Genomic DNA, 24387 nt, shown 5'->3' on the forward strand with positions numbered 1-24387 from the left:
GTTATATAATGGTCGGAAATAAACCTTGGATACAAGTGGATAGGATGACGTCATTAGTCGATTCACCGATAAACATAAGGATTTTGGATGTCGAACCACAAAAAGAGGTAACAATTAAGGCTCATAGAGCTGTGGAAGGAGAAAAAATCTTTCACTTTTCTTCATTTGCCACTTTTATCTCTGACGATATGGGGCAAATTGATTTAAACAAACAAGCACCAGTAAGGGGTACCTATTCAGGCACAGATGGAATGGGGCTTTTTTGGTCTCTTGAGGTAAGTAAAATTGAAGAAAAGGTAGAGAATCTTACTTCAAATTCATCACCAGATATACTGCCACCGCAAAAGTTTACTCTTTCCCTTGAAATCGATGAGCAAGTGGTGAACGAAATACAAATTGAACGTCTATGGAAAGCAGAAAATGTTGAAAGAAGATCAATCAGAGAAAATGGGCTTATCGCCACACTTTTTTCAAACAAAGATGGAAAGCCACGACCAGCAGTAATCATGTTAGGCGGCTCAGAAGGAGGCTTAAATGAGTTCCAAGGAAGTTTATTAGCTTCGCATGGGTTTACGGTTTTAGTCCTTGCCTACTTTGGAATCGATCATTTGCCAAAGCGTTTAGTTGAAATACCTCTTGAGTATATTGAAACTGCAATTGAATGGATGAAAGATTGTCAGGAAGTTAAAAAAGGTTGGTTAGGAATACACGGGGTTTCCCGTGGAAGCGAACTTGCGCTGCTTTCTGCCAGTTTATTTCATGATATTAAAGCAGTTGTTTCATTGAATGGGTCTTCCATTTTATTCAGCGGCATCGTTTCTTGGACAGAAGAACAAACGCTGCCTCCAGCTTGGACCTATAAAGGGGAGCCGCTTCCATATGCAACTCCCTGCAATCCAGTTAAAGCTGCATTGGAATGCCGGGAAATGTCTCAGAAAAAAACAGGAGATCCGATAGCAAGGTGGTACAAAGCATTAACTGAGGATCCAGACATAGTGGATAAAGCTACGATTCATGTTGAAAACATTAATGGCCCAATGTTGCTTATATCTGGTGAAGAAGATGTCACCCTGGAATTCTCTAAAAAGGCTGTGGAGAGGTTGAAGAATCACAGCTTTAAAGAATTTTATAATCATCTCATTTACACGGGTGCAGGTCATTCGATTGGGATTCCCTACGTGTTTTGTAATGGTGAAAAAAAAGAATCGATGGCTAGAGCGAGCGCTGATTCTTGGAGGAAAACGATTGAGTTTTTTAGTGAAAGTTTTAGGAAGTATGAACAGATACGGAATTGATGATTCAGGGAAATTATCAATTTTATAAAAAATTAATTTACTTTTTAAATAGACTCAAGCTGGTATTTTATCAATACGACGATGAAGGTTTTTCCGTTGAGGAGAAAGAATATATCGGAAAAATAAAGAGAGTAAATCCATACGGACTTTTTGTGCTTATTTTTGGGGGCATTTCTTTCGCATTTGGGCCACGATTTGTTTTTTTCCCTATGCTAACTTTGACAATTGCAATACTTACAATTGGAAATATTGATAAAGAAAAAGAAGATAACCCATGGACATTTATTTTGGGGATTATTTTATCTTTCATCGGATTATATATGTACATTGCTGGGGCGGGTCATAATCTCACTTTATAAATTCTCTTTATACATTCAAATATCCATAAGAAACAGGAGAATATTTTCAAAACTCCAACTTATAAAATATGATAATGAATATTGAGTTATTACATATCTACTGCAACCAATCGAAAATAGTTTAGTAAGAATTTGAAGAAGGGAAGATCGCATGAAAAAGATAAAGGTTTCATGGATGGTGCTAGTTGTAATGATACTTGCCAGCTGCTCAAGTTCATCTGTAGACAACGGCATGAAAGGTGATAAGCCACCTCAAGTTTCTATTAAAATAGGATCTCATATTTATGCCACAACTCTGGGGTCCTATTGCTGGTCGAACAAAGGAAAAGGGGAATGTGTGGACACAGCCGGGCCGGAGAAATCCTTAAAAGGAAAAGCCCCCATAAAAGTAAAACCGGGTGAGGTAATATCCTTTGTCATGGATTACGAACCAAAACCTAATCAATTTCATCTTTTGCAATTTCATATAAAAGAGAATCTGACACGTACTATTTCTAACAATAGCTTTTCCGCACCAGAGGAAAAAGGGGTTTACTATTATGGTTATAGTACAGGGTGGATGGATGAAAAGGATGAGCATTTATCACATGGGGATGCGACCTATTATTTTGTTATTGAAGTGGAGTAGGGGAGATATTTATCCTAATGGCAAGTGTATGGATTAATAAAAGTTATATTTTTGAGAGGTTGTTTTTTATGTTGAAAGCGAATGTTTTGAAAAGGGGAGACACTGTTGGAATCATCACGCCGTCGGCTCCCGCTCCAGTTCTTTTTAAGGAAAGATACCGGAGAGGAATAAAACAATTAGAGAATATGGGGTTGAAAGTTATCGAGGGTTCCTGCTCAAAAGAAATACAATCCTATCGTTCGAGTTCCATTAGAGCAAGAGCAGAAGAAATCAATGAGTTGATCTATAACGATGATGTCAAAGCAATTATCAGTACAATCGGAGGATCAAATTCGAATTCGCTGCTGCCTTATATTGACTACGGTTATTTAATTAAGAAGCCCAAAATCATCATGGGATATAGTGATGTAACAGCTTTGTTATTAGGGATCTACACCAAAACAGGATTAGCCACTTTTTATGGCCCAGCTGTTGTTCCCTCTTTTGGAGAATTTCATGAAATGCTGCCAAAGGGGAAAGAGTTTTTTGAAAACATTGTGATGTTAAAAAAGAGAGCTCCATATGAGTTGGAAGTACCTTCTGAATGGACAGAGGAAATGATTGATTGGAATTCCCAGGATAGAGAAAAGAAGATGGTACTTAATGAAGGATGGAAAACGATTCGCGGCGGAAACTCTACGGGTGTGTTGATTGGCGGAAATTTAAATACTATGTCCGGATTCATTGGGTCAGAATATTTTCCGAGATTAAAAGGAGCCATCCTGTTTATCGAAGATTCATTTAAAGACATGGCAATTCAGGAGCGTTCCCTGAGTATGCTGAAAGTGAATGGCATTTTTGATGAGATTGCCGGCTTGATCATTGGTAAGCACGAGCACTTCAATGATTTGGATTCGCCTTTTACGTTTGAGGAATTGCTCATCGAAGTAATTGGGGAGATCAATATCCCTATCCTTGCAAATGTAGATATTGGTCACACTTTTCCTTCGCATGTTTTTCCGATTGGGATTAAAGCAACCCTTGACGCCACCAAAGGCACCATTACATTTTTGGAGGATGGTGTGGAAGGGTAAGAAAGGTGCTGCAAAATTTAAATGCAAGATGCCGATTCCATAAACGAATAATTGGAGGGAAGAGGTTATGTTAGCCATTTCTTTGGCCGTTATTATTGGAGGCTTGCTTATTATTTTTGTTGGATATTCGGTAAAGAAAAAGGGGAAGACTTCATTCATTGCAGGAAATAACGAGGTTTTCACCCCTAAAAACGAGAAAACATTAGCTGCAAGATCCGGCATTAATATAATTGTCTTCGGAATCGAAGTGGTCTTGTTTCCAATAGCATATCATTTCATTGAGCTGGAGGGCAGTATTCTTGCCATTTTAGCGGTAGCGCACCTGTTGATATTTTTTCTCTTAATGGTGTTGGACCAATTAGAAAAATAATAAAGGCAGGACTTCCATTTATTTAGAAGTCCTGCCTTAACTTATTTAGGGATTCAGTAAAATTATTTCATATGTTCCTTTGAAAAATAAAATGATATCTCCCAGAAAACCTATGCAAAAGAATACAAAGTAATAGCTTGCTTTGGTGATGTCTAATTTAAACAGTTCTTTAAATGCCTGAACAAATAATTCATTAAATTTAAACCAGCTTAAGACCCAGCCGATGATTAAAAACGTTAAAATCGCCATTTATTCTCCCCCTTATCTTGATGCCCCATCATATTCAGTAGTCCCGATAACAATTCTGAATCAGGATTAAGTAATAAATAATCTTTAAAAGCTGCATATGTATATACTGAGTTTATCATATGTATGCATGCTTGATTGGTACATTTTTTTGGTTCTTTGCAGCGGAGGCCAAATGGTTTGTGGGGACAGGTTTCTCGTCCTCCTGTGGGACGAGGAACCTGTCCCTCTGTCCCTGTAACCAAATTTGGAAGTCATTCGTCTTTCTTGATAAAGGGGTGATAAAGTAATGAAAATATATGTTGTACTTTCGTTGTTATGTCTCTCATGTGGGATTTTGTCAGCATGCAATACTTCAAGTACGACAGAAAATCAAAGTGAGTCAAATGGGAATGGTGTAGTTGTGGAAAAAAATTCAAATATTGAAAAAGACAAAGCTGAAGAGGAAGCGAGTTCTGAAAATCCTTCCGCTCCAGCTGCAGATACACCAAAAGTAGAAACAAAAATTATTACGGTTAGTCGTGAAGGAATGGAAGAAAAAGTCCATGCGCAGCTATATAAAAGTCATGCGCAGCCAATAAACTTTTTTGTATTTGATGGATACAACGTGAAAATGGGTGCTGAAAACCAAGATTTTATTTCCTTTACAAGTAATGATCGATCCTATATGACACTTAAGAAATTAAGTTCAGCAGAATTTGCAGCGTTTGAAAGCAATTTAGACAAGGACAAAACATTAAGGAAAAATATTATGAGCTACGATGGGTTAGAGAAAGCTTTTGTTTATTTCTCTGAACCTGAGGACGGAGTTAGTATTTCAACTATACTTTTTCCGGGAGAAGGAGACCGGCCGAATCTTTTGGCAGTCATTCATAATCCTTTAGAAATGGAAAATTACGATATGTATTATGAAATGTTAAAAACCGTGGTTAACCAATAAATAGTTTGATTTGGGGTATGAATTTTTTATTATTTCTTTAAATAAACCATAGTTTTGTGGGGTGGGGACAGGTTCCTATTTGTAGTTGTTGTAGACGTATGGATCGTCGGGTTTGCTGATTTTTTCCCAGTGGGTCACTTTTAGGACCGGGATGGTTTTTTTGTACGGCTGGAAGTACTCGTTTGTCATGGTTCCTTTGACTTGGATCCATTCGTCGTCTTTGATGTCCATGTCATCTGGGAACTCGACGAGCATCCCGAATACACCGGAGTCCGCGACACAGTGGATGATGCCGAACCGGAAGACGAAGAGCTGATTCTTTTTCAGTTCTTTGTCATTGAACGCAAAGCCGTGAAATTGAATGGTTTTCCCCATGAAATCGCCGGGATTTTTATAAATCGTTTCCATTGCTTCCAGGTAGTTCGCATCTGTCAGCTTCACGGTATCTTTACTCGCATATTTCTTTAAGTATTTATTCATTCTTTCATAGTAGCCCTCAGAACCGTAGTAGGTGCTGGTATCAGGTTCGAGGAATTGATGCTGGGAATAGGGATCCCCGTCATTGTAGACATCAAAGTGGTATCCTTTCGCCTTGACGATGTTCGAGTCAAGCGTGGCGATCGGCAGGAACAGATACGTCAGGACCGGGAAAATAAGAATCGGGAAAGCAATCCAATACTTCCATCCCTTTCTTTCATGGGAGTGGTCGTGTCCGCATCCGCAGTCATCGACGGGGCTGCAGCTGCTGCCTTGTTCTTTTTCCTTTTCTTTCTCACTGCCTTCTTTCCAATAAAAGTAGAGCTGCATAATGGTCAGGAAGAAAAGCAAGAAAATGGTCAAAAAGGATATATAGGAATACTTCATATTGATATATTTTGAAATGTTGCCTGTAGCATGAAGCTGCAGAAAGACAAATGAGAATCCGAGCAGGACGAGAAATCGAAGCATACTGTTTCCATTCTCCTTTCTAATGATTAGTGTACGATCAGGATCGATAAGACAAACACCAGGATGCTCACGTATAAGAATAAGTACATAACGAATTTTTTCTTGAAAACGCCAAGAAGCATGAGCGTATTTTTGATATCAAACATCGGGCCGAATACAAGAAACGCGACAAGTGCTGTCGTAGAGAACGTACTTCTGAACGATGATGCGATAAATGCATCTGCTTCTGAACACAGTGAGAGAACATACGTCAAAGCCATCATGACGATGGATGAAGAATATTCCCCATGTCCGAGAGATGTCAGTGTGCTTGTTTTGACATACGTCTGCATGGCAGCTGCGACAAATGCGCCCAGTACGAGGAATTTCCCTACGGAAAAGAATTCGTCGATGGTGTGCTGCAGCGTGCCTTTTATTTTACCCCAAATGCCGCTGCCGTGGTGATGATGGTGGGAGTGGAATTCTTCCTTTAATTGTGAATCCTTGAACTGCAAGGATAGAATGGCTCCTACAAGCAGGGCTACAAGGAAGGAAATGCCTCCTCTGTACCAGACCATGCTCCAGCTGTTCCCGAATGCGACATAAGTTGAGAATAGAACGATCGGGTTAATGACAGGTCCAGTCAACATGAAGGCTATGGCTGAATGGAGCGGCACACCTTTTGCGATGAGCCTCCTTGTCACCGGGACAATCCCGCACTCGCACCCCGGGAAGAGCGCACCGAGGGTCGTGGCAAACAGAACGGATAAAAACCGATTCTTCGGAATGATTTTGGCCACCATTTCTTCGGTGACAAACATTTGAAGAACGCTTGAAATGATGACGCCGACAAGTACAAATGGAAGCGCCTCGATCAAGATGCTGATGAATATTGTATTTAATTGTAAAAAGGATTGGCTAAACATTAATTTCCTCCGATTGCTTAAAAAAGTCTAGTTAAAACAAGACTACATTATATCAAATGATAATGAAAATTTGATGAGAAAAACAAATGGAAATATAGAAGAAAAAATGGATAACCATATGTCTAAGAGAAACAATAGGTTTGTCGCGGCAGGTGTGACAAAGTTAGTTTTCATGGTTATTGTTTTCGTTCGGCTGCATCCTCTATCATTAAAGGTGTAATACTTTGATGAATTTTTTACGAAAGGAAGAGGAACCGTGGAACAATCAACTGTTAAAGTTAAAATACAGAAATTCGGTAACTTCTTAAGTTCAATGGTGCTTCCTAATATCGGAGCATTTATTGCATGGGGATTAATTACTGCCTTATTTATTCCAACTGGGTTCTTCCCAAATGAAAGCCTTGCCAAATTGGTCGGGCCAATGGTTTCTTACCTGTTGCCGCTTCTTATAGGGTATACAGGCGGTAAGCTTGTGCATGACCAGCGCGGAGGTGTAGTCGGTGCCATTGCGACAATGGGGGTCATAGTCGGTGCGCCTGATACACCGATGTTCTTAGGTGCTATGGTCATGGGGCCATTAGGTGCCTACTTGATGAAGAAATTTGATAAATTAATCGAAGGAAAAGTTCGTGCAGGATTTGAAATGCTCGTCAACAACTTTTCAGCAGGGATCCTTGGCGGAATTCTCGCCATCCTGGCATTCCTCGGAGTAGGTCCGGCAGTAGATTGGTTCACTAACCTCCTAGTTCAAGGAGTCGATTGGCTTGTTGGTGCAGGTCTATTGCCATTGACTAGCATCCTGATCGAACCAGCGAAAATTTTATTCTTGAACAATGCAATCAACCATGGTGTGCTTTCTCCAATCGGATTGGAACAGGTGCAGCATGCAGGTAAATCAGTACTATTCTTGCTCGAAGCGAACCCAGGACCGGGTCTTGGTGTATTGCTGGCATTCATGCTATTTGGAAAAGGGACAGCTAAGCAATCGGCACCTGGTGCTGCGATCATCCATTTCCTTGGGGGAATTCATGAAATCTATTTCCCATATGTATTGATGAAGCCAATGCTTTTCTTCTCCGTTATCCTTGGGGGAATGAGCGGTGTGTTCACACTTGTTATGCTAGGCGGCGGATTGGTGTCTCCTGCATCACCTGGAAGCATCATCGCCATTGCAGCTGTTACACCGCCTGAAGGTATGGCTTATGTTGCCAACTTTGCAGCTGTCATTGTCGCTGCTGTAGTTTCCTTTATCGTTTCGGCAATTGTGCTGAAATCCAGTAAGAATCAAGACGAAAATATCGAAGAAGCTACAAAGAAAATGCAGGAAATGAAAGGGAAGAAGAGCTCAGTTGCCGGTCAAATCACTTCCGGTTCAGAAGGGAAGCTTCCTGAAGAAGTAAATAAAATTGTATTCGCATGTGATGCCGGTATGGGATCCAGTGCAATGGGTGCGTCCCTTCTTCGCAAAAAAGTGAAGGAAGCAGGGTTGGATGTTTTCGTAACGAATACTTCTATCAGCAACCTGCCAAACGATGCCCAAGTGGTCATCACGCAGGAGGAATTGACTCCTCGTGCAAAGAGTAAATTGCCGAATGTCTATCACATTTCTGTAGACAATTTCCTTTCAAGCCCTGAGTATGACAAATTGATCGGAAGCCTGCAAAATGGCATCACCGAAGAGCAGGATGAACTCGTTGAGACTGCTGAAACAGAAGCTGTCGGCACGGAGCCTCAAGGTGATCACGACGACGATTTGCTGCTCGAAGAAAATATTTTTATGGGCATGGAATTCGCAACAAAAGAAGAAGCGATCCGTTTTGCCGGTGAGGCATTGGTGAAGGCAGGCTATGTGGAAGAAAGCTATGTAGACGCCATGATGGAGCGCGAGGAAATCACTTCTACCTATATGGGCAACAATGTGGCCATTCCACACGGTACGGAAGATGCGAAGAAAGCTGTCATTAAATCTGGATTCTCTGTCATTCAAGTGCCGAACGGTGTTGAGTTCAACGGAGAGAAGGCGAAGTTGATCTTTGCCATCGCCGGTAAAGACGGCACTCATCTTGAAATCCTGTCAAGCATCGCAGTCATCTGTTCTGAACAGGAGAATGTCGATAAAATGGTTCAAGCAAAAACGGCGAAAGAACTGAAAGATATCCTTAACAGTAACTAAAAACCCTGACCCGAAAGGCTCCTTACTTGCCTTTCGGGTTTAGGTGTTCCTATACTTAATTAAAAATAATAATGAGAGGGGGTGGAAAGTATGTTCATTACATCAAGGGAAAAAGCAATCATTGAATTGATTGTCAAAACATCCGGAAAGCATACGGTCCATTCCCTTTCTGCGTATTTAAATGTGAGTGGGAGGACCATTCAGCGGAATTTAAAATCAATTGAAGGAATTTTGAAGCAGCATCATTTGGAACTGAAGCGGAATCCGAATGAAGGCTTGTTTATTGATGGAAAGAATGAACACATCTTTCGCTTAATTCAGCAGCTTGCAGAAGCGAATGCAACTGATGAAACACCTGAAGAGCGGAAGCTTCATTTATTGATTGCGCTTTTGCATGAGGGACCATCCTTCAAAAAACAGGTGCTGGCCAATGAACTTGGCATCAGCGTCACGACATTGACTGCCTATTTGGATGAACTGGCCGAATGGCTCAGTAAATTTCAGATAACCCTCACCAGGAAAAGAGGGGTTGGGGTCGAACTTGAAGCGGATGAAGCGAGCAAGCGCCATGCTTTCGCGAGCTTTGTACTTGTTTATTTTTATGAAGACATCATTGAAAGCCTCTATCTTTTGCAAAAAGGGCATACCTATGAGCAGCCGATCATCGGTTATTTTAAGCCGGAGTATATGTTGAGCGTCCATCATGCAGTGGAACGCCACTTGGCAAAGGAACAGCTCAACTTAGCAGATAATGACTACATTGGTCTAGTCGTCTATGTTTGTTTGACCATACAGAGGAGCAAGGGCCATTTTGTGTTAACAGGCATGGAGGATATAGAGAACCGGAATTCGAGTGAGTTTCGATTAATGAAAGCAATAAGCAAGGAATTGAATGAAGGATTGGCTGTAATGATAACAGACCGCGATATTCAATTCTTGTCTGTTGTATTGAAAGGTTCAAAAATTCAAGGGCCGGATGCCGTTTATTCAGACAGTATTTTTCTTGGCCATTTAATCAAGAATATCGTGAAAGATGTGTCAGACAATCTGAATGTGGATTTAACAGACGATTTCTCCTTGTTTCAAGGATTGCTTGCCCACATGGGTCCGTCCATTTTCCGCCTTCAGCAGCAAATGGAGCTGTTCAATCCATTAACGGAAGAAATAAAAGAAAAATATCCGGTTTTATTTTTAGCAGTTAAGAAAAGTTTGGAAAAAGAATTTCACGAAATCAAATTCCCTGATGCGGAGATTGCCTATATCGTTCTTCATTTTGGCTCTGCCCTTTTAATGAATGAGGAAAAAGTAAAGATTAAAGCGGTTGTTGTCTGTCCGACTGGGATCGGGACTTCCAAAATGCTCGCGAGCCGTATTCAAAAAGAGCTGAAGATGATTCATTCCGTGGACATCCTATCCATTGCCGACTTTCAAACCGCGAGCTTAACGGGATATGACCTGGTGATTTCCACCGTAAGGCTTCCGTTCACAGAAGTGGACTACCTCTTGGTAAATCCTCTGTTAAGCGAAAAGGATATCGGAATCATCCGGGACTATCTGCAAAATAATATTGAAAAAATAACGAGAAGCAAGTATTTGAAGCTGGCCAAGCAGGAATCCTCAGGCAAAGGATCCGGGGAAGTAAGAGTTCTTCTGAGTGAAATTAAGGACGTCCATAAAAGTATGGAATCCATATTGGATCACTTCCGGGTGTATAAAAAGGGGAATGCGGAAAGCCATGTTCAGATTCTGGAGGAAATGGTCAGCCAGGCTGAAACGGATGGTCTGCTGACAAATCCACCGGCTGTCCTAAAAAAACTGCTGGAAAGAGAGCAAAAAGGCGGACTTGGAATCCCTAATACCCCTATGGGGCTTTATCACTGCAGAGAAGTGCATGTGGAGAAACTGGTATTTCAGGCAGCCCACTTAGATCACCCGGTCATCATTAAAGGGATGAATGGGAAAGATCAGGAGATGAAAAGCCTCCTTCTCATGATGGCACCTGAAGAGTTAAGCAAGAGGGAACAGGAAATCCTAAGCTTGATAAGTACGAGCCTTATTGAAAATAACCTATCCATGATGATTTTTTCATCCTCCAATGAGGCGATGATTTTAAAAAAACTAGAGGAATTATTCCTTGATTATTTGCAAAATAACTTGATAAAGGACTGATAAATATGAAACAAGCGGTTCATTTTGGTGCAGGAAACATAGGAAGAGGATTTATCGGGGCATTGTTCTCCAAGTCCGGATACCATGTAACATTCGTTGATATTGCTGAAAACATCATTAATCAACTGAATGAAGTGGGAACGTATCAAGTGAAATTAGCGACAGAACAGCATGAATCCGAAACGATCTCGAATGTTTCCGGCCTAAACAACCTCAAGCAGGAGGACGAAGTAATCGAAGCCATCGGACAAGCAGTGTACATGACAACGGCAATCGGTCCGAACATTCTTCCAAGAATTGCTCCCTTAATGGCAAAAGGGATTGAAAAAAGAATCGAAAATTCCGAGGAACCATTGTACGTGATTGCGTGCGAAAACCAGATTAGTGCAACGGATATCTTGAAAAAACATATTCTGGAGCAGCTTTCTGAAGATGTAAAGGCGAAAATGGAGGGGAAAGTATTCTTCTTCAACTCTGCAGTCGACCGCATCGTGCCGGCTCAAAGCTCTGAGTCCTTGGATGTTTTGGTTGAGCCGTATTTCGAATGGGTTGTCGAGTCAAAAGAAGACATCCCTTCCGTTGAGGGCATGACCATCGTGGAAGATTTGGCTCCATTCATTGAACGTAAATTATTTACAGTGAATACCGGACACGCAGTCATCGCTTACCTCGGCTATCTTCAAGGGAAGTCCACAATTGATGAAACGCTGGCGGATCCAGCTATCGCTGAGCAGGTTCGTGCAACGCTTAAGGAAACAGGCGCCTATCTTGTGAAGCAATATGGGTTGAATAAAGAGGAACATGATGCCTATATCGAGAAAAACATCGAACGCTTCAAAAACGCTTACTTGAATGATGGCGTGACACGCGTAGGTCGTGCACCGAAGCGGAAATTAGGACCAGACGATCGTTTGGTCCGTCCGACAACAGAAGCGCAAAAAGCAGGAATTTCCTATTCCAACCTAGCAAAAGCAATTGCGGCTGCCCTGTTGTTTGACAACCAAGAAGATCCAGAAGCAGTTGAAATCCAAAACATGATGAAAGAAAATGGTCCTGCTTATGTGCTGAAAGAAGTGAGCGGCCTTGATGAAAACAGCGAGATTACACAAGAAGTGATTCGCCAGTATGAAGAATTGAAGAAGTAATAACGGATTTTAAAATGGAGTGCTTATCCTTTCGGGGTTGGCGCTCTATTTTTTTGTGTGAAGATATTGCAATAATCGAAATATAGAGTATAGTTGGTAAAAATGAAAAATTTTCATTTGTTGGATGGGGGAGAATATGTTGGGAAATGTGGAGAAGCGAACGGTAAAAGGGTATAAAGATATGGAAGTTCCTTTTACGCTTTTTCGGAAGGATTCAACAAGTTTAGCTATCATCCTGCCAGGGTCTGGGTATACTTCACAGGCACCGTTGCTTCATTACGCAAAAGCTGTATTTGCTAATAAATCCTTTGATGTTCTGCAGGTGAATTATCAATACAATAACGATGATTACGATGGTTTTCGTGAATTAGGGGAAGCCATTAAATGGGATGTGAATGTTGTCCTCGATGAACTATTAGCCAATCATACGTATGATCAATTTTATTTCATCGGAAAATCATTAGGGACGATTGCAATGAGTTCGGTATTAAATAGAGAGATTTTTCATGATGCAAAAGCCATCTGGCTGACCCCATTGATTCATCGGGATGATGTGTGGGAGGCAATGGTTAACAGCATGAACAAAGGATTATGCATCATTGGGGACAAAGATCCTTGCTACAGGGAAGAAAGATATTTGAAAATCGTTGAGAACGCTAATATCATGCAGAAGCTAATCCCGAATGTAAATCATGATTTAGAATACAGAGAAAATGTTTTAGGATCAATTGATGTGCTGAAAGATATTATAGCTGCCATCGAACAGTTTTAAATGATATGCATGTTCTTCCATTCAAGCTGCATCCTACAATTATTATAGTAGGATGGTGATGGGGCCGTTATTCAGGAGGATGCTGAATTCTGGACAATAAGCTAAGGGCTGAGGCTCTTGGCTATTTTTTTGAAGTAAAAAAAGGAAAATTCACCCAAGATGGAGAATAATGTATTACAGAGAAGGGGGAATTTATATGAATACAAATCACTTATCAGTTGAGGCTGCATCAGAATAACATACTGAAAGGTTGATTGAATGTCTAAAAATGTTTCTATGTTAAATGTGGAAGTTGTGAAAGAACAGCATGATTTTTCTGAACGAGAATTGAAGATATTGGATGTGCTTTTATTAAATTTGTGCGCGAATGCTAATATGAATGTATTGAAGCAGGGGATGGCTATGAATCCTATTGAACAAGGCAGTGACCATATTTTTGGGGTGCAGCTTGCTTGGGCTCAATCCATCACGCCTGAAGTCAATGAGGAGTTCAAAGAGGCGATTGATAAGCGCTTTAAAACCGGATTTAAAATGTGCGATATCGAAGGGGCACAGGTTTCCTTTGTGGAAAATGCCTACCTAGTAAAATAATCAAAGGGGACATTGGCTTTTGCTGGTGTCCTCTTTCTATAAAGGGTCTTTTCTTAAAGATTGCTGCTTTATCCGTTAAAACAGGATACCTTATGCAATCCATTCAGGGAATTTAACTAGAAAAGAGCCTGGATACTCCAATTCAAAGACCAAAGCTGGTATTTGTACGTTAAAATCGGCATTAAGATTTTAACAACAATGTTTAGGAAACAGCCTTGTATAAAGGGGTGTGATGGGTGAAAAGAAAAGAATTGAGGATCAATCATTTTTTGTTTTTATATTTTTTGATGTTGACGGTATGCTTCATTATTTTTTATAAGTGGCATTATTATCCCACCGAGTATTGGTATGATCCATCTCTTAAAAGTACTATCATTCAATTTTCAGATGAACATTTGACTCATCAGGTAGATATGGCCAAGTTGTCCAGTGATAAGCAGCTTGAAATTTATGAATTTCGTTCATTGATCACAGATATGCACAATAGGTGGAAGGATGTCATTATTCTTAGTGCTGCTGTCTTTACGGTTTATGCAGCAGTGCTATATAAAAAGGATACGAAGTACTCAATGTACCTTAAAGCACTTATGTGTTTCCTGCTGTTCCTGACCTCCATTTATATTAACCTTTTTAATGATAAAAAGATGGAAACCATTCATTTTGAAAATGAAGTGATTGTAAAACAGATTCAAGGGTATTAAAGACAGTATGGATTTGTTTCATCAAACATTTGAGGATGAAGGAGGAAATGCCATGTCATTATATAACTACGGTGTATTGAAGGGAATTCCTGTGAGGGCGCTGCCTGGGAGCGATAAAAGCCCCCATTATCAGATTTTGGTCCATGGGGAAAACGGAAATCCTTATCGGATTGCGGTTAATATCAAGTCGCAGGGGTATCCTTCTGATGTTCTTTATTACGTGGACGAAGAGGTGGATATGGAAAAGACGAAGGAACTGATGAATCTGCCATACGGCTTTACCCATATTCGTGATAATGAACCGCCGATCGGCATCGATTTTATAAGGGGGAATTGGTTTGATCCCTCGAAGATGACGGCGCTGCCTCCTGAAGTGGATGGTCCGAACAACGACTTGAATGATCAAATCAATCACTATTTGAATGAGGCATTTCAGCAAGATGCTATTATCTATGCATTCGGCGCCAAATGGGGGCCGGAGAAGAAAGTGGATGGATATTTTGGGTTTGTGCCGGGTCAGGGCATTCATGATATCCATATGAATCAGGGGAATGAAGGCAGATGGGAGCGGGATAACGGCATCTATCAGGATGGCGGCCTCCTGCTTCAATTCAAAGATAAGTGGGTTAGTATCTTCCTTGCGTTCCAATCGCAGTCCTGGTGTACGGATGACCTTGGGAATCCGCTGAAGCCGGTTGAGGAATGCAGTCATATGGAAGCTGGATCGAAAGTGGCCAAAGAATAGTGGCTGAAGAAGGAAAGCTTCTCGATATGAGGGGCTTTTTTTATTGATCTTGGAGCGTGTTGCAGCTGATTGATTCGACAAAAGTCGGGGCGTGTCCAGCTCCAGCGCCTAGCCCCTCGAGTCATAAGTCAAAACTCTACGGAAATCAGGATTTCCTTCGAGTTCCGTCTTATGCTGGTCGGGGCTGATCGAGGCGCTTCTGCTTTTCTAGATGCCTGTCAATTTTGCAATAGCTCACGATTTTTGCAGATTGACATATACTATACGGGGGTATAGTATATAAATAACGAAAGGAAATCCCACATATTTGAACTTGTCCAGTGGAAGTGGGAAAATGGATGCATCAGATAGAAAACGGATTTTTTTCATATATAGGAGATGATTGAAATGAGCGGTACGACAAAGGAAGTGCAGTTCCTAATCTCGGGTATGACATGTGCAGCTTGTTCTGCCCGAATCGAAAAAGGGCTGAGCCGGATGAACGGTGTGGAAGAGGCAAATGTGAACCTGGCATTGGAGAAAGCAACGGTGGTGTACAATCCTGAAGCTGCCGGAATGAGTGATTTTGAACAAAAAGTGGAGCAGTTGGGGTATAGAGTCCCAACAGAAAAAATAGAGTTCGACATTTTAGGGATGACGTGTGCAGCCTGTTCAGCGCGAATTGAAAAAGGTCTTAACCGAATGGATGGAATCAAGACGGCTTCTCTCAATTTAGCGTTAGAGACAGCTTCCATCGAATATAATCCTTCACAAGTGACTGTTCAGGACATGATTCAAAAAGTGGAGAAGTTGGGGTATGAAGCAAAACGGAAAAATGAGGTCACAGCAGAATCAGCTGATTACAGAAAACAGGAAATGGATCGGCAGTTGGGCAAGTTTGTATTTTCACTTATCCTTTCCTTGCCTCTTTTATGGGCAATGGTCAGTCACTTTTCCTTCCTGTCCTTTATTTATCTGCCCGATATGCTGATGAATCCCTGGGTCCAGTTTGCCCTTGCGACACCCGTGCAATTTTTGATCGGGAAGCAATTTTATATTGGGGCCTATAAAGCATTGAGAAATAAGAGCGCCAACATGGATGTCCTTGTGGCACTCGGGACGTCAGCTGCGTATTTTTACAGTCTGTACTTGACGATTGCGTCTATTGGCGAAGGGATGAAAATGACAGATTTGTATTTTGAAACAAGTGCTATTTTGATCACATTGATCTTGCTTGGTAAATTGTTCGAAGCCAGGGCAAAAGGCCGTTCATCTGAAGCCATCAAAAAATTGATGGGGCTTCAGGTGAAGACGGCTCGAGTTGTCAGGGATGGAGTGGAGCAGGAAATTTCATTGGAAGAAGTAATAGTTGGAGACACAATTCTTGTGAAGCCTGGTGAGAAAATCCCTGTGGATGCCGTCATTATCGAAGGGCAATCGGCGCTTGATGAATCGATGCTGACAGGTGAAAGTGTACCGGTTGATAAGACCGTTGGGGATGAAGTCATTGGCGCTACGATCAATAAAAATGGATTTTTGAAATTGGAAGCAACAAAAGTAGGAAGGGATACGGCTCTTGCGCAAATCATTAAAGTAGTTGAAGAAGCTCAAGGTTCGAAAGCGCCGATTCAGCGCCTGGCCGACCAAATTTCAGGGATTTTTGTCCCGATTGTTGTCGGCATCGCGGTGGTTACATTCTTGATATGGTATTTCGCAGCAGATCCCGGCGATTTTTCATCGGCATTAGAAAAAATGATAGCCGTTCTAGTGATTGCCTGCCCATGTGCGCTTGGCCTTGCCACTCCGACCTCGATCATGGCGGGCTCAGGCCGTGCAGCAGAATATGGTGTCCTCTTTAAAGGAGGAGAGCACTTGGAAAGAGCTCATCAATTGACGACCGTTGTCCTAGATAAGACTGGGACGGTTACCAATGGGAAGCCGGTGTTGACAGATGTTTTTACTGCAGATGGCATGGATGAATCGCTGCTTCTTCAGTTGGTCGGTTCTGCCGAAAGACAATCCGAGCATCCTCTCGCTGAAGCCATTGTAAATGGAATTAAGGAAAGGGGCGTTGCTTTAAAAGATGCGGCATCGTTTGAAGCGATACCCGGATATGGTATCAAAGCAGAAGTGGACGGGAAAAATTTATTGATTGGAACCCGAAAGCTCATGGCTGAGAATGGAATCAATGTTGCCGATTATGAGGATGCTATGGCTGAGCTGGAATTGAACGGCAAGACAGCCATGCTGGCAGCAGTAGATGGGTTATTCGCCGGAATGGTGGCGGTTGCGGATACGGTGAAAGAAACATCAAAAGCAGCAATTGCACGATTAAAGGATATGGGAATCGATGTGTTTATGATTACGGGAGATAATGAACGTACGGCCCGAGCCATCGCGTCTCAAGTCGGAATTGAACACGTTCTGGCAGAAGTGCTGCCTGAAGGGAAGGCCGAAGAGGTCAAGAAGCTTCAGCAAGCCGGCGGAAAAGTCGCGATGGTTGGAGATGGGATCAATGACGCCCCTGCACTGGCTACTGCTGATATCGGCATGGCCATCGGAACGGGGGCTGATGTCGCAATGGAAGCAGCGGATATCACGCTGATGAGGGGCGACTTGAACAGCATTGCCGACGCCATTTTGATGAGCAGAAAGACGATCCGCAACATCAAGCAAAATCTTTTCTGGGCGTTTGGCTATAATACGCTTGGAATCCCGATTGCGGCCCTTGGTTTCTTGGCGCCTTGGCTGGCAGGAGCGGCAATGGCATTCAGTTCGGTTTCGGTTGTCCTTAATGCGTTGAGGCTGCAGAGAGTGAAATTATAATTGGAATGAGAGGCGTCAGTGGATGAAAAAATGGGCGATTGCGGCTGTCCTTTATTTGGCTCTTGTGGTTGTAGGCTACTCTGTTTATGCTGCGAATTTTAAAGAGGATGATGGACGAGGAAAAATGGGGATGGGTTCGGATGATACTTCACATAAAAGTGAGGAGGCCAGTGGAAGCATGGAGAGTATGGATGGTATGGAGAACTCCAGCCATGATCACGGTGCAGTTCAGGGGCTTTATGGAGATGTATTTGTGAAGGTCGGTTATGAGAATGGGAAGGTGCGGATTTCTTTAAGGAACGATCAGGGTAAGCCAGTGGATCATTTGGAGATCAACCATGAGAAGAAGATGCATCTTATTGTAGTGGATGAGCATCTCGATAAATATTATCACCTCCATCCTGAGCGTGTTGGTGCTGGGGAATACGAAGCAGCCTTTCAGTTTCCGGAGGGCAGCTACAAGGCTTTTGTGGATATCAAACCTTTTAAGATGAACTACCACGTGTCGCCAAAATCATTCCAAGTGGGATCTGCCACAGGCGGCCATGGACATGACAATAAGCTGACACCTGATGGAATTTTAGCCAAAACGGTTGATGGCAAGAAAGTCGTAATGGAAATGAGTTCAGCGAAAGCAGGAACGCCTGTCACATTGAAGTTCAATCTGGATGAATCGAGCCTTGAGCCATACTTAGGCGCGGCAGGACATGTGGTCATCCTTGATGAACAAGGGGAGCACTATCTGCATGTTCATCCTGCTAATGAAAAGAAGCCCGTGTTTAAAACGGAATTCATTGAACCAGGAATCTACAAAATCTGGGCGGAATTTAAGCAGGACGGCAAAGTGAGGGTGTTTCCATTCGTGGTGGAGATTATGAAATAATTAAACACAGTATGAAGAAGCAGGCGTCCTGAGGAACAACTTCAGGGCGCTTATTTTTGTGCGAAGATTTTTCGGGCGGTGACAGGGACGGCCGGGTTTTTGTCGAATGATATAGAGGACATGAGAGAGCAGAAAATGACAGGATGCAGGAAGTTTTTTTCATTAGTATGAAAGCAAGGAGTGAGGAGTTATGGGCTGGGTGGAATCGCTGCAGGTGGCAATTGATTTTATGGAGGAAAATTTGCTCGAAGATATCAGCATAGAAGAGATCTCTAAGGCTACAAATTCTTCACCGTTTCATTTCCAGCGGACGTTCTCGATTTTGACCGAGACGTCTGTGGGGGAATATTTGAGGAGAAGAAGATTGACGCTGGCTGCTCAGGATCTTTGTACATCCGATATTAAAATCATTGATGCCGCCTATAAGTATGGCTATGACACTCCCGAAGCTTTTGCCAAAGCATTTCGCCGCCAGCACGGCATCACACCGAGTGAGGCGAGAAAGTTCATGGGAAAGCTGAATTCTTATAACCGCCTGGTCATCCAGGTGAATTTGAAAGGGGCAGAACCGATGCAGTATACGATCGTGGAAAAAGAAGCGTTCCGAATCACTGGATTGAGTAGACGATTTTCTTTATTGAATGGGGAAAATGAGAAAGGAATTTCTCTTTTGTGGCAAGAGGTGAATGGAGATGGCACCAGCGAGGAACTTGCTATGCTTAATAACGGTATAGTAAAAGGGCTTCTAGGGGTATGCGTTGCGTCTTCTGAAGAGAATGAGATGGACTATTGGGTGGCCGTTGCACGTGATGGGGAGGTCCCTGGGAAATTCGATAGCTATGAAGTGCCTGCATTGAAGTGGGCTGTGTTCGCCGTAAATGGAGCCATGCCGCATGCCATCCAGAATAAGTGGAAAGAAATTTTTACGGAATGGTTCCCGTCCAGCGGCTATCAGCATGCTGCAGGACCGGAATTGGAAGTATATCCGGATGGGGACCCATATAGTGCGGATTATTACTCAGAGATATGGATTCCTGTTATGTAAATTTGAAGGAGATTTCCATCCTGTAGTTGAATAAAGGGATTGATAGGGATGATTTTCATAGGGACACGGGGACAGGTTTGGTGTCCCACCCAGGGTACTGAGGTAGAGCCCTTGAGCGCGCTTGGCGCATAGAACCGTGGTTCCGGCGCATAGGATTGATTTCCAGCGCATAGCGGGATGAGTTTGGCGCATTGACTATCAAGCTTGGCGCATAGCCAAGGGGTTTTCGCGCATAGAACCCATTCCAACGGCGGGCTTCCCCTGATTTTCATACTAAATCCCATGATATCAATTATCTTTTTAAACCAAATGGTCAAATTTTGCTCTTTTCCCTCTTGATTTGACGATCGAGACATTGAAAGTGGGAAGAATCTTCGCTTACCGTCTAGATTTTGTGAACTCCAGCCTGTGAATTCAGGGTAAGGCGGCGCTGGCGCATTAGAGCAAAGTTTCGCGCATGAACCATTGGATAATTTATCAACCATTCTCATATTGAGATCATTCTTAAGATAGCAGGTGTATACAATGAATACATATGAATTGACCAAAGAAGACATTGAGCTCGTGACAGAAGCGGAGTCTGTGATTAAGCGGCTATTTACGCCAGACAAACACCACGTAGGTGCGGCCATCAGAACAAAGGAGGGCAAGATGATATCTGCGGTACATATTGAAGCCTACATCGGCAGGGTGACGGTGTGCGCCGAAGCCATTGCAATCGGGAAAGCCATTTCCGAGGGTGAAAGGGTATTCGATACAATCGCAGCCGTAAGGCATCCACACCCTGATGAGGTTGTTCAAGATCTGCGGGTAGTGAGCCCGTGCGGCATGTGCCGTGAACTTATATCAGACTACTCTCCTGAGTGCTTCATCATATTAGAAGTGGATGGGGAGCTCGTCAAAACCAAAATCAGTGAGCTTCTTCCGTTGAAGTACAAGAGAAGTAAATAATACTTAGAAACCTATGCACCTTTCCAGTCTAATATGGAAGGTGCTTTTCTTATGGAGCATCATCGACATGATTCGCCAAATATCGGGTGGTGACAGTCACCTTTAGGGGATTTTCTTGTAGTTTTTTGACTAATTATAATATTCTTAAGATTATAATAATTTAAAGTTTTGGGAGTTATTTTTTGGAAATGCTAGATTTGGGGGCTTGTACCCTGCGAGATGGCGAATGGGGGTGGTGATGGTTTCTGTTATGATCAATTTAACAAATATTTAGCCAATTAAATATTTGTCCTCCATGACTTACATAACTTACAAATATGTAAAAGAAGGGAGTGTACGAAATGAAAAAAATCAAAATTAAAAAAGTTGAAAAATTAGTACCTCTTATCTGCCACTACCGATAAGAGAAAAATATTGGCCGTGTATAGGTATATACACGGTCAATATTTATTTTTCCCACAAAAGGAGGAGAAACGATGAAACCGAAATTCAAAGAAATCATGAAGCCGATTGTTTCTGTTGATGAGTCGATTCGCATCGGTTTTGAAGGAGAAATTTTTGATATCGATAATCCGGATAACTTTACCTTACATATGCTTGAACAATTTGATGGAACGAAAAATATCGAAGAATTAGCGGGAATCCTGGAGGTGAGTGTGGAAGAAGTGTTAGAGGCGGTTGAAATGTTCAATGAAATCGGCCTGCTGGAGGATGCGGATGATGACCCAACGATCGTTTTGACAAACGAACAGAAAGAAAGGTACCGTGCAAACCTTACCTATTTCTCCAACTACGCTGACATGACTACAAAACGTGAGAGCTTCCAGGAGAAATTGAAGGATGCTACGGTTGCGGTGCTGGGATTAGGAGGAGCGAGCCTTGACGCTGCTTGCCTGGCCGGACTTGGCGTCGGGAAAATCATCGGGTTGGATTATGACACGGTTGATATCAGCAATCTGAACCGTCAGTTTTTATATTCAGAGAATAATATTGGGCAATTAAAGGCAAATGCAGCCCTTCAGCGAATCAAAGAGCTTAATAGTGACATAGAAATGGAAGTCCTCAATATGAAAGTAATGAATGCTGAAGGACTAATGGATGTCTTGAAAGATGTCGATCTAGTCATTAATGGAATCGATTCGCCTGGCATCATTGCATCTCGTTGGGTCAATTCTGCTTGCACAGCCTTGAATATCCCGTTCCTTCAAGGGGGCATCAGCAACACTAATATCATCTGGGAGAAAATCATTCCGAACTCCAGCGGCTGCTATGACTGCTTCCTCATTCATTTTTTACGGGTGGATCCTTATTTTCAGCATCAGTTAATGGCGTTGTATAACCAGACGTTTGAAAGAAGGAACACAGCAATAGCACCTCATGTGGCCTTGCTCAGCGGGTTTATCATCTCAGAAGCGGCTAAAATCATCAGCGGACACGAAGCATCGATGCCTGCCTCGACCTCCCATATCTTTAATACGAAGACAATCGAGATTACAAAAGAACACAAATGGGACAAGCTTCCTGAATGCCCGACATGCGGGAATAATGGCAGTCATTCAGTTGAACCTGTAGATATCGAGCAGCTGCTGTCCATTTCTAAGGAAAAGGAAATGATGGTATGAGAAAACTGACGCTTGACTCCATACTGGATGCGTCGCATTTATCCGTACAGCCGGAAGGAGAAGAGTTCACGATAGGCGACCCAGTAAAGAATATTTTTATCCGGATTCCTGAAGAGGGGGCACAGGTCGTTCGCTGTTTGAATGGAGAAAGAACGATTCAAGACGTCCAGGACAAGCTCCTGAATGAATTTGGATTTGAAGTGGATGTCCTGGATTTCGCCGATTCGCTTTTAGATTTAGACCTTATAGCGAAATGGGACGGTGAAATTTTGACGGAAGAGGCTGCGCATGAAAATAAAATGCCCCAGAAGCTCGGCATGATTTTCTTTGGGAAGCCTACATTGATGATTTATGGTTTGTTGGCGGCTTCAGCGATCATGATAGGACTTACTTCTCGATTGTCTTTTCCTCTTTATCAAGATGCATTTGTCTTTGATTCGATAGGGAAAAGCCTTCTGTACTTCTTTTTAATCTCGTGGGTTTTGACCATTGTTCATGAAGCCTGCCATTATATTGCCGCTTCGAAAGAGGGAGTGCCCGTAAAGTTCAATTTAAGCATCCGCTGGTTTTGGGTGGTAGTCGAAGCAGACATGAATGGGTTATGGTCGCTTCCAAAGAGGAACAGATATATCCCATTGCTCGCAGGAATGATAATGGATGCTGTCATTTTGAGTGGAGCAATTATCATTTCGGGGAGAATATCTGGAAACGAGTTTGTTTTCGGAACCTGCAAAATGATCATGCTCATTCAAACGTATAAACTATTATGGCAGTTTTTGATTTTTGTTAGGACAGATGTCTATTATGTCATTGTCACAAGACTGAATGCTGCTGATTTGACTAAGGATGCGCTCTCATTTTTACTGCGCCCGATTTCAAAAAAATATAAAGAGAACTATGAACATTTATCCTCGACTGAGAAAACATTCGCGAAAAACTATGGTTGGATGTATGTGATAGGCCTGGTGATTGCCATTTTCATCTATTGCATGTATACCATTCCCGGAGCAGTGTTTGCGTTCAAAGAAGCGATGGGGCAAATCTTAATCTATAAATTCAACACAGTTGGTTTCTGGGACGGGATGATTCCGATCCTCATTGCATTGTTCGAAGCATTCCTGTGGGGAATTGGCGCCTATCAAACTTATGCCAGAAGGAGGACTACACATGTGGAACTGCAAAACCATTAAGGTAGAAGGAACGAATCACTTTGTGAGAGAGCGGCTTTTGGAGAAAGAAGCAGAGACTATTTGTTTCATTCATGGACTTGGATGGACGGGTGAAATCTGGAGTTCAGCGGCGAAGTTTATGGAGGGATATCAGTTGATTGCACCGGATCTGCCGGGGCACGGTGAATCTGATCCGACTAATGCCTATGATTATCACACATTAGCGGAGCAATTACACTCCCTTATGAAAGAGATGAAAGTGGAGCGGCCCATTTTGGTTGGAAGTTCATGGGGCGCAGGTGTAGTCGTTAAATATGCAAGTCTCTATCCTGATCATGTGGATCGAGTCGTTTTATTGGATGATGGCTACTATCCTATCGCAGAAACCCCCGGATTGAAATGGGAAATGATTGAGAATGGTGAATTTCCAGCGGAAGCATTGAAAGATCTGGATAGTTACTATGAATTTATGAAATCGGATAATCCACAATTTTGGAATCAGGAAATTGAAAAGGCTGTAAGGGATCAGATCACAGTTAAAGAGGACGGGAAAGTAGCATTTAAAGCGAAAGATGAAACGCAGTTAGCTTGTATGAAGGCTGCATGGGATTTTGATCCGTTAGCTGAAGAAAATCGATTAACCGTACCAAGCGTTCTGCTCATTGCCCATAGTTTGAATGAAGACGAAGAGAGGAGAAGGTTTAAACGGGTGAAAGCGAATGATTTTTACAAGCTGAACAATGGTTATGCTATTGAAATGGAAGAAACCGATCATTTAATCATGCTGGATAAACCTATGGAATTAGTTAAAGTCATTAGAGATGCCTCTTCAGTGAAACTATAGGAGAAAAG

Annotated in this window: 23 protein-coding genes; 20 read left to right on the forward strand and 3 right to left on the reverse strand. The window is 42.2% G+C overall.

Features of this window, described 5'->3' with window-relative positions; genetic code table 11:
* Window positions 1-8 precede the first annotated feature (8 nt).
* From DFR59_RS04390 to DFR59_RS04410, 5 genes are all read left to right on the forward strand, one after another.
* The gene (locus DFR59_RS04390) at window positions 9-1295 is read left to right on the forward strand and encodes an acyl-CoA thioesterase/bile acid-CoA:amino acid N-acyltransferase family protein (protein WP_114744410.1); all 1287 of its coding nucleotides are present in this window, start codon (window positions 9-11) and stop codon (window positions 1293-1295) included.
* On the forward strand, window positions 1295-1654 hold the full coding sequence (locus DFR59_RS04395) for a cell division protein FtsK (RefSeq protein ID WP_114744411.1): 360 nt from the start codon (window positions 1295-1297) through the stop codon (window positions 1652-1654). Before DFR59_RS04390 ends, DFR59_RS04395 begins: the two co-directional genes overlap by 1 nt.
* Window positions 1655-1805: 151 nt before the next feature.
* Window positions 1806-2282: a hypothetical protein gene (locus tag DFR59_RS04400; RefSeq protein WP_245948365.1), complete on the forward strand. Its 477-nt coding sequence runs from the start codon at window positions 1806-1808 to the stop codon at window positions 2280-2282.
* A gap of 68 nt (window positions 2283-2350) precedes the next feature.
* Complete coding sequence (locus DFR59_RS04405) at window positions 2351-3355, forward strand: S66 family peptidase (protein WP_114744412.1); 1005 nt, start codon at window positions 2351-2353, stop codon at window positions 3353-3355.
* A gap of 67 nt (window positions 3356-3422) precedes the next feature.
* The gene (locus DFR59_RS04410; protein ID WP_114744413.1) at window positions 3423-3725 is read left to right on the forward strand and encodes a hypothetical protein; all 303 of its coding nucleotides are present in this window, start codon (window positions 3423-3425) and stop codon (window positions 3723-3725) included.
* 45 nt (window positions 3726-3770) lie between these two features.
* Here DFR59_RS04410 and DFR59_RS04415 read toward each other — a convergent pair whose 3' ends face one another.
* Window positions 3771-3974, reverse strand: a complete 204-nt coding sequence (locus DFR59_RS04415; protein WP_114744414.1) for a hypothetical protein — start codon at window positions 3972-3974, stop codon at window positions 3771-3773.
* Between the two features lie 286 nt (window positions 3975-4260).
* Between DFR59_RS04415 and DFR59_RS04420 the strand changes: the two genes are divergently transcribed.
* Complete coding sequence (locus tag DFR59_RS04420; RefSeq protein WP_114744415.1) at window positions 4261-4911, forward strand: hypothetical protein; 651 nt, start codon at window positions 4261-4263, stop codon at window positions 4909-4911.
* Between the two features lie 75 nt (window positions 4912-4986).
* On the opposite strand, the gene DFR59_RS04425 is transcribed toward DFR59_RS04420, so the two are convergent.
* On the reverse strand, window positions 4987-5859 hold the full coding sequence (locus DFR59_RS04425) for a TIGR03943 family putative permease subunit (RefSeq protein WP_114744416.1): 873 nt from the start codon (window positions 5857-5859) through the stop codon (window positions 4987-4989).
* 26 nt (window positions 5860-5885) lie between these two features.
* Window positions 5886-6764, reverse strand: coding sequence for a permease (locus DFR59_RS04430; protein ID WP_114744417.1), 879 nt, complete (start codon window positions 6762-6764; stop codon window positions 5886-5888).
* Between the two features lie 256 nt (window positions 6765-7020).
* Here DFR59_RS04430 and DFR59_RS04435 point away from each other — a divergent pair, with 256 nt between their 5' ends.
* From DFR59_RS04435 to DFR59_RS04505, 14 genes are all read left to right on the forward strand, one after another.
* Window positions 7021-8937: a PTS mannitol transporter subunit IICBA gene (locus DFR59_RS04435; protein WP_114744418.1), complete on the forward strand. Its 1917-nt coding sequence runs from the start codon at window positions 7021-7023 to the stop codon at window positions 8935-8937.
* 90 nt (window positions 8938-9027) lie between these two features.
* Window positions 9028-11106, forward strand: coding sequence for a BglG family transcription antiterminator (locus DFR59_RS04440; RefSeq protein ID WP_114744419.1), 2079 nt, complete (start codon window positions 9028-9030; stop codon window positions 11104-11106).
* A gap of 5 nt (window positions 11107-11111) precedes the next feature.
* Window positions 11112-12251: a mannitol-1-phosphate 5-dehydrogenase gene (locus DFR59_RS04445; protein WP_114744420.1), complete on the forward strand. Its 1140-nt coding sequence runs from the start codon at window positions 11112-11114 to the stop codon at window positions 12249-12251.
* A gap of 136 nt (window positions 12252-12387) precedes the next feature.
* Window positions 12388-13023: an alpha/beta hydrolase gene (locus DFR59_RS04450; protein WP_245948366.1), complete on the forward strand. Its 636-nt coding sequence runs from the start codon at window positions 12388-12390 to the stop codon at window positions 13021-13023.
* 258 nt (window positions 13024-13281) lie between these two features.
* Window positions 13282-13614, forward strand: coding sequence for a hypothetical protein (locus tag DFR59_RS04455; protein WP_114744421.1), 333 nt, complete (start codon window positions 13282-13284; stop codon window positions 13612-13614).
* A gap of 236 nt (window positions 13615-13850) precedes the next feature.
* Window positions 13851-14315: a hypothetical protein gene (locus DFR59_RS04460; RefSeq protein WP_114744422.1), complete on the forward strand. Its 465-nt coding sequence runs from the start codon at window positions 13851-13853 to the stop codon at window positions 14313-14315.
* A gap of 52 nt (window positions 14316-14367) precedes the next feature.
* A complete protein-coding gene (locus tag DFR59_RS04465; protein ID WP_114744423.1) occupies window positions 14368-15060 on the forward strand; it encodes a YukJ family protein in 693 nt (230 codons plus the stop codon).
* A gap of 387 nt (window positions 15061-15447) precedes the next feature.
* The gene (locus DFR59_RS04470; RefSeq protein WP_114744424.1) at window positions 15448-17865 is read left to right on the forward strand and encodes a heavy metal translocating P-type ATPase; all 2418 of its coding nucleotides are present in this window, start codon (window positions 15448-15450) and stop codon (window positions 17863-17865) included.
* Window positions 17866-17887: 22 nt separating this feature from the next.
* Complete coding sequence (locus DFR59_RS04475; RefSeq protein WP_114744425.1) at window positions 17888-18748, forward strand: hypothetical protein; 861 nt, start codon at window positions 17888-17890, stop codon at window positions 18746-18748.
* 190 nt (window positions 18749-18938) lie between these two features.
* Window positions 18939-19793: an AraC family transcriptional regulator gene (locus DFR59_RS04480; protein ID WP_114744426.1), complete on the forward strand. Its 855-nt coding sequence runs from the start codon at window positions 18939-18941 to the stop codon at window positions 19791-19793.
* A gap of 525 nt (window positions 19794-20318) precedes the next feature.
* A complete protein-coding gene (locus tag DFR59_RS04490; protein ID WP_114744428.1) occupies window positions 20319-20744 on the forward strand; it encodes a cytidine deaminase in 426 nt (141 codons plus the stop codon).
* A gap of 476 nt (window positions 20745-21220) precedes the next feature.
* The gene (locus DFR59_RS04495) at window positions 21221-22366 is read left to right on the forward strand and encodes a HesA/MoeB/ThiF family protein (protein ID WP_114744429.1); all 1146 of its coding nucleotides are present in this window, start codon (window positions 21221-21223) and stop codon (window positions 22364-22366) included.
* A complete protein-coding gene (locus tag DFR59_RS04500; RefSeq protein ID WP_114744430.1) occupies window positions 22363-23556 on the forward strand; it encodes a hypothetical protein in 1194 nt (397 codons plus the stop codon). Before DFR59_RS04495 ends, DFR59_RS04500 begins: the two co-directional genes overlap by 4 nt.
* Window positions 23534-24379, forward strand: a complete 846-nt coding sequence (locus DFR59_RS04505) for an alpha/beta fold hydrolase (protein ID WP_158538314.1) — start codon at window positions 23534-23536, stop codon at window positions 24377-24379. Before DFR59_RS04500 ends, DFR59_RS04505 begins: the two co-directional genes overlap by 23 nt.
* Window positions 24380-24387: the final 8 nt, after the last annotated feature.

It is taken from the genome of Falsibacillus pallidus, assembly GCF_003350505.1.
GTDB classification, from domain to species: Bacteria; Bacillota; Bacilli; order Bacillales; family DSM-25281; genus Falsibacillus; species Falsibacillus pallidus.

Coding starts and splice junctions, on each gene's coding strand:
- DFR59_RS04430 (WP_114744417.1), bottom strand. CDS start 6,764: ATGTTTAGCCAATCCTTTTTACAATTAAATACAATATTCATCAGCATC.
- DFR59_RS04425 (WP_114744416.1), bottom strand. CDS start 5,859: ATGCTTCGATTTCTCGTCCTGCTCGGATTCTCATTTGTCTTTCTGCAG.
- DFR59_RS04415 (WP_114744414.1), bottom strand. CDS start 3,974: ATGGCGATTTTAACGTTTTTAATCATCGGCTGGGTCTTAAGCTGGTTT.
- DFR59_RS04500 (WP_114744430.1), top strand. CDS start 22,363: ATGAGAAAACTGACGCTTGACTCCATACTGGATGCGTCGCATTTATCC.
- DFR59_RS04465 (WP_114744423.1), top strand. CDS start 14,368: ATGTCATTATATAACTACGGTGTATTGAAGGGAATTCCTGTGAGGGCG.
- DFR59_RS04455 (WP_114744421.1), top strand. CDS start 13,282: ATGTCTAAAAATGTTTCTATGTTAAATGTGGAAGTTGTGAAAGAACAG.
- DFR59_RS04405 (WP_114744412.1), top strand. CDS start 2,351: ATGTTGAAAGCGAATGTTTTGAAAAGGGGAGACACTGTTGGAATCATC.
- DFR59_RS04440 (WP_114744419.1), top strand. CDS start 9,028: ATGTTCATTACATCAAGGGAAAAAGCAATCATTGAATTGATTGTCAAA.
- DFR59_RS04390 (WP_114744410.1), top strand. CDS start 9: ATGGTCGGAAATAAACCTTGGATACAAGTGGATAGGATGACGTCATTA.
- DFR59_RS04410 (WP_114744413.1), top strand. CDS start 3,423: ATGTTAGCCATTTCTTTGGCCGTTATTATTGGAGGCTTGCTTATTATT.
- DFR59_RS04470 (WP_114744424.1), top strand. CDS start 15,448: ATGAGCGGTACGACAAAGGAAGTGCAGTTCCTAATCTCGGGTATGACA.
- DFR59_RS04475 (WP_114744425.1), top strand. CDS start 17,888: ATGAAAAAATGGGCGATTGCGGCTGTCCTTTATTTGGCTCTTGTGGTT.
- DFR59_RS04420 (WP_114744415.1), top strand. CDS start 4,261: ATGAAAATATATGTTGTACTTTCGTTGTTATGTCTCTCATGTGGGATT.
- DFR59_RS04400 (WP_245948365.1), top strand. CDS start 1,806: ATGAAAAAGATAAAGGTTTCATGGATGGTGCTAGTTGTAATGATACTT.
- DFR59_RS04450 (WP_245948366.1), top strand. CDS start 12,388: ATGTTGGGAAATGTGGAGAAGCGAACGGTAAAAGGGTATAAAGATATG.
- DFR59_RS04480 (WP_114744426.1), top strand. CDS start 18,939: ATGGGCTGGGTGGAATCGCTGCAGGTGGCAATTGATTTTATGGAGGAA.
- DFR59_RS04395 (WP_114744411.1), top strand. CDS start 1,295: ATGATTCAGGGAAATTATCAATTTTATAAAAAATTAATTTACTTTTTA.
- DFR59_RS04445 (WP_114744420.1), top strand. CDS start 11,112: ATGAAACAAGCGGTTCATTTTGGTGCAGGAAACATAGGAAGAGGATTT.
- DFR59_RS04490 (WP_114744428.1), top strand. CDS start 20,319: ATGAATACATATGAATTGACCAAAGAAGACATTGAGCTCGTGACAGAA.
- DFR59_RS04505 (WP_158538314.1), top strand. CDS start 23,534: ATGTGGAACTGCAAAACCATTAAGGTAGAAGGAACGAATCACTTTGTG.
- DFR59_RS04495 (WP_114744429.1), top strand. CDS start 21,221: ATGAAACCGAAATTCAAAGAAATCATGAAGCCGATTGTTTCTGTTGAT.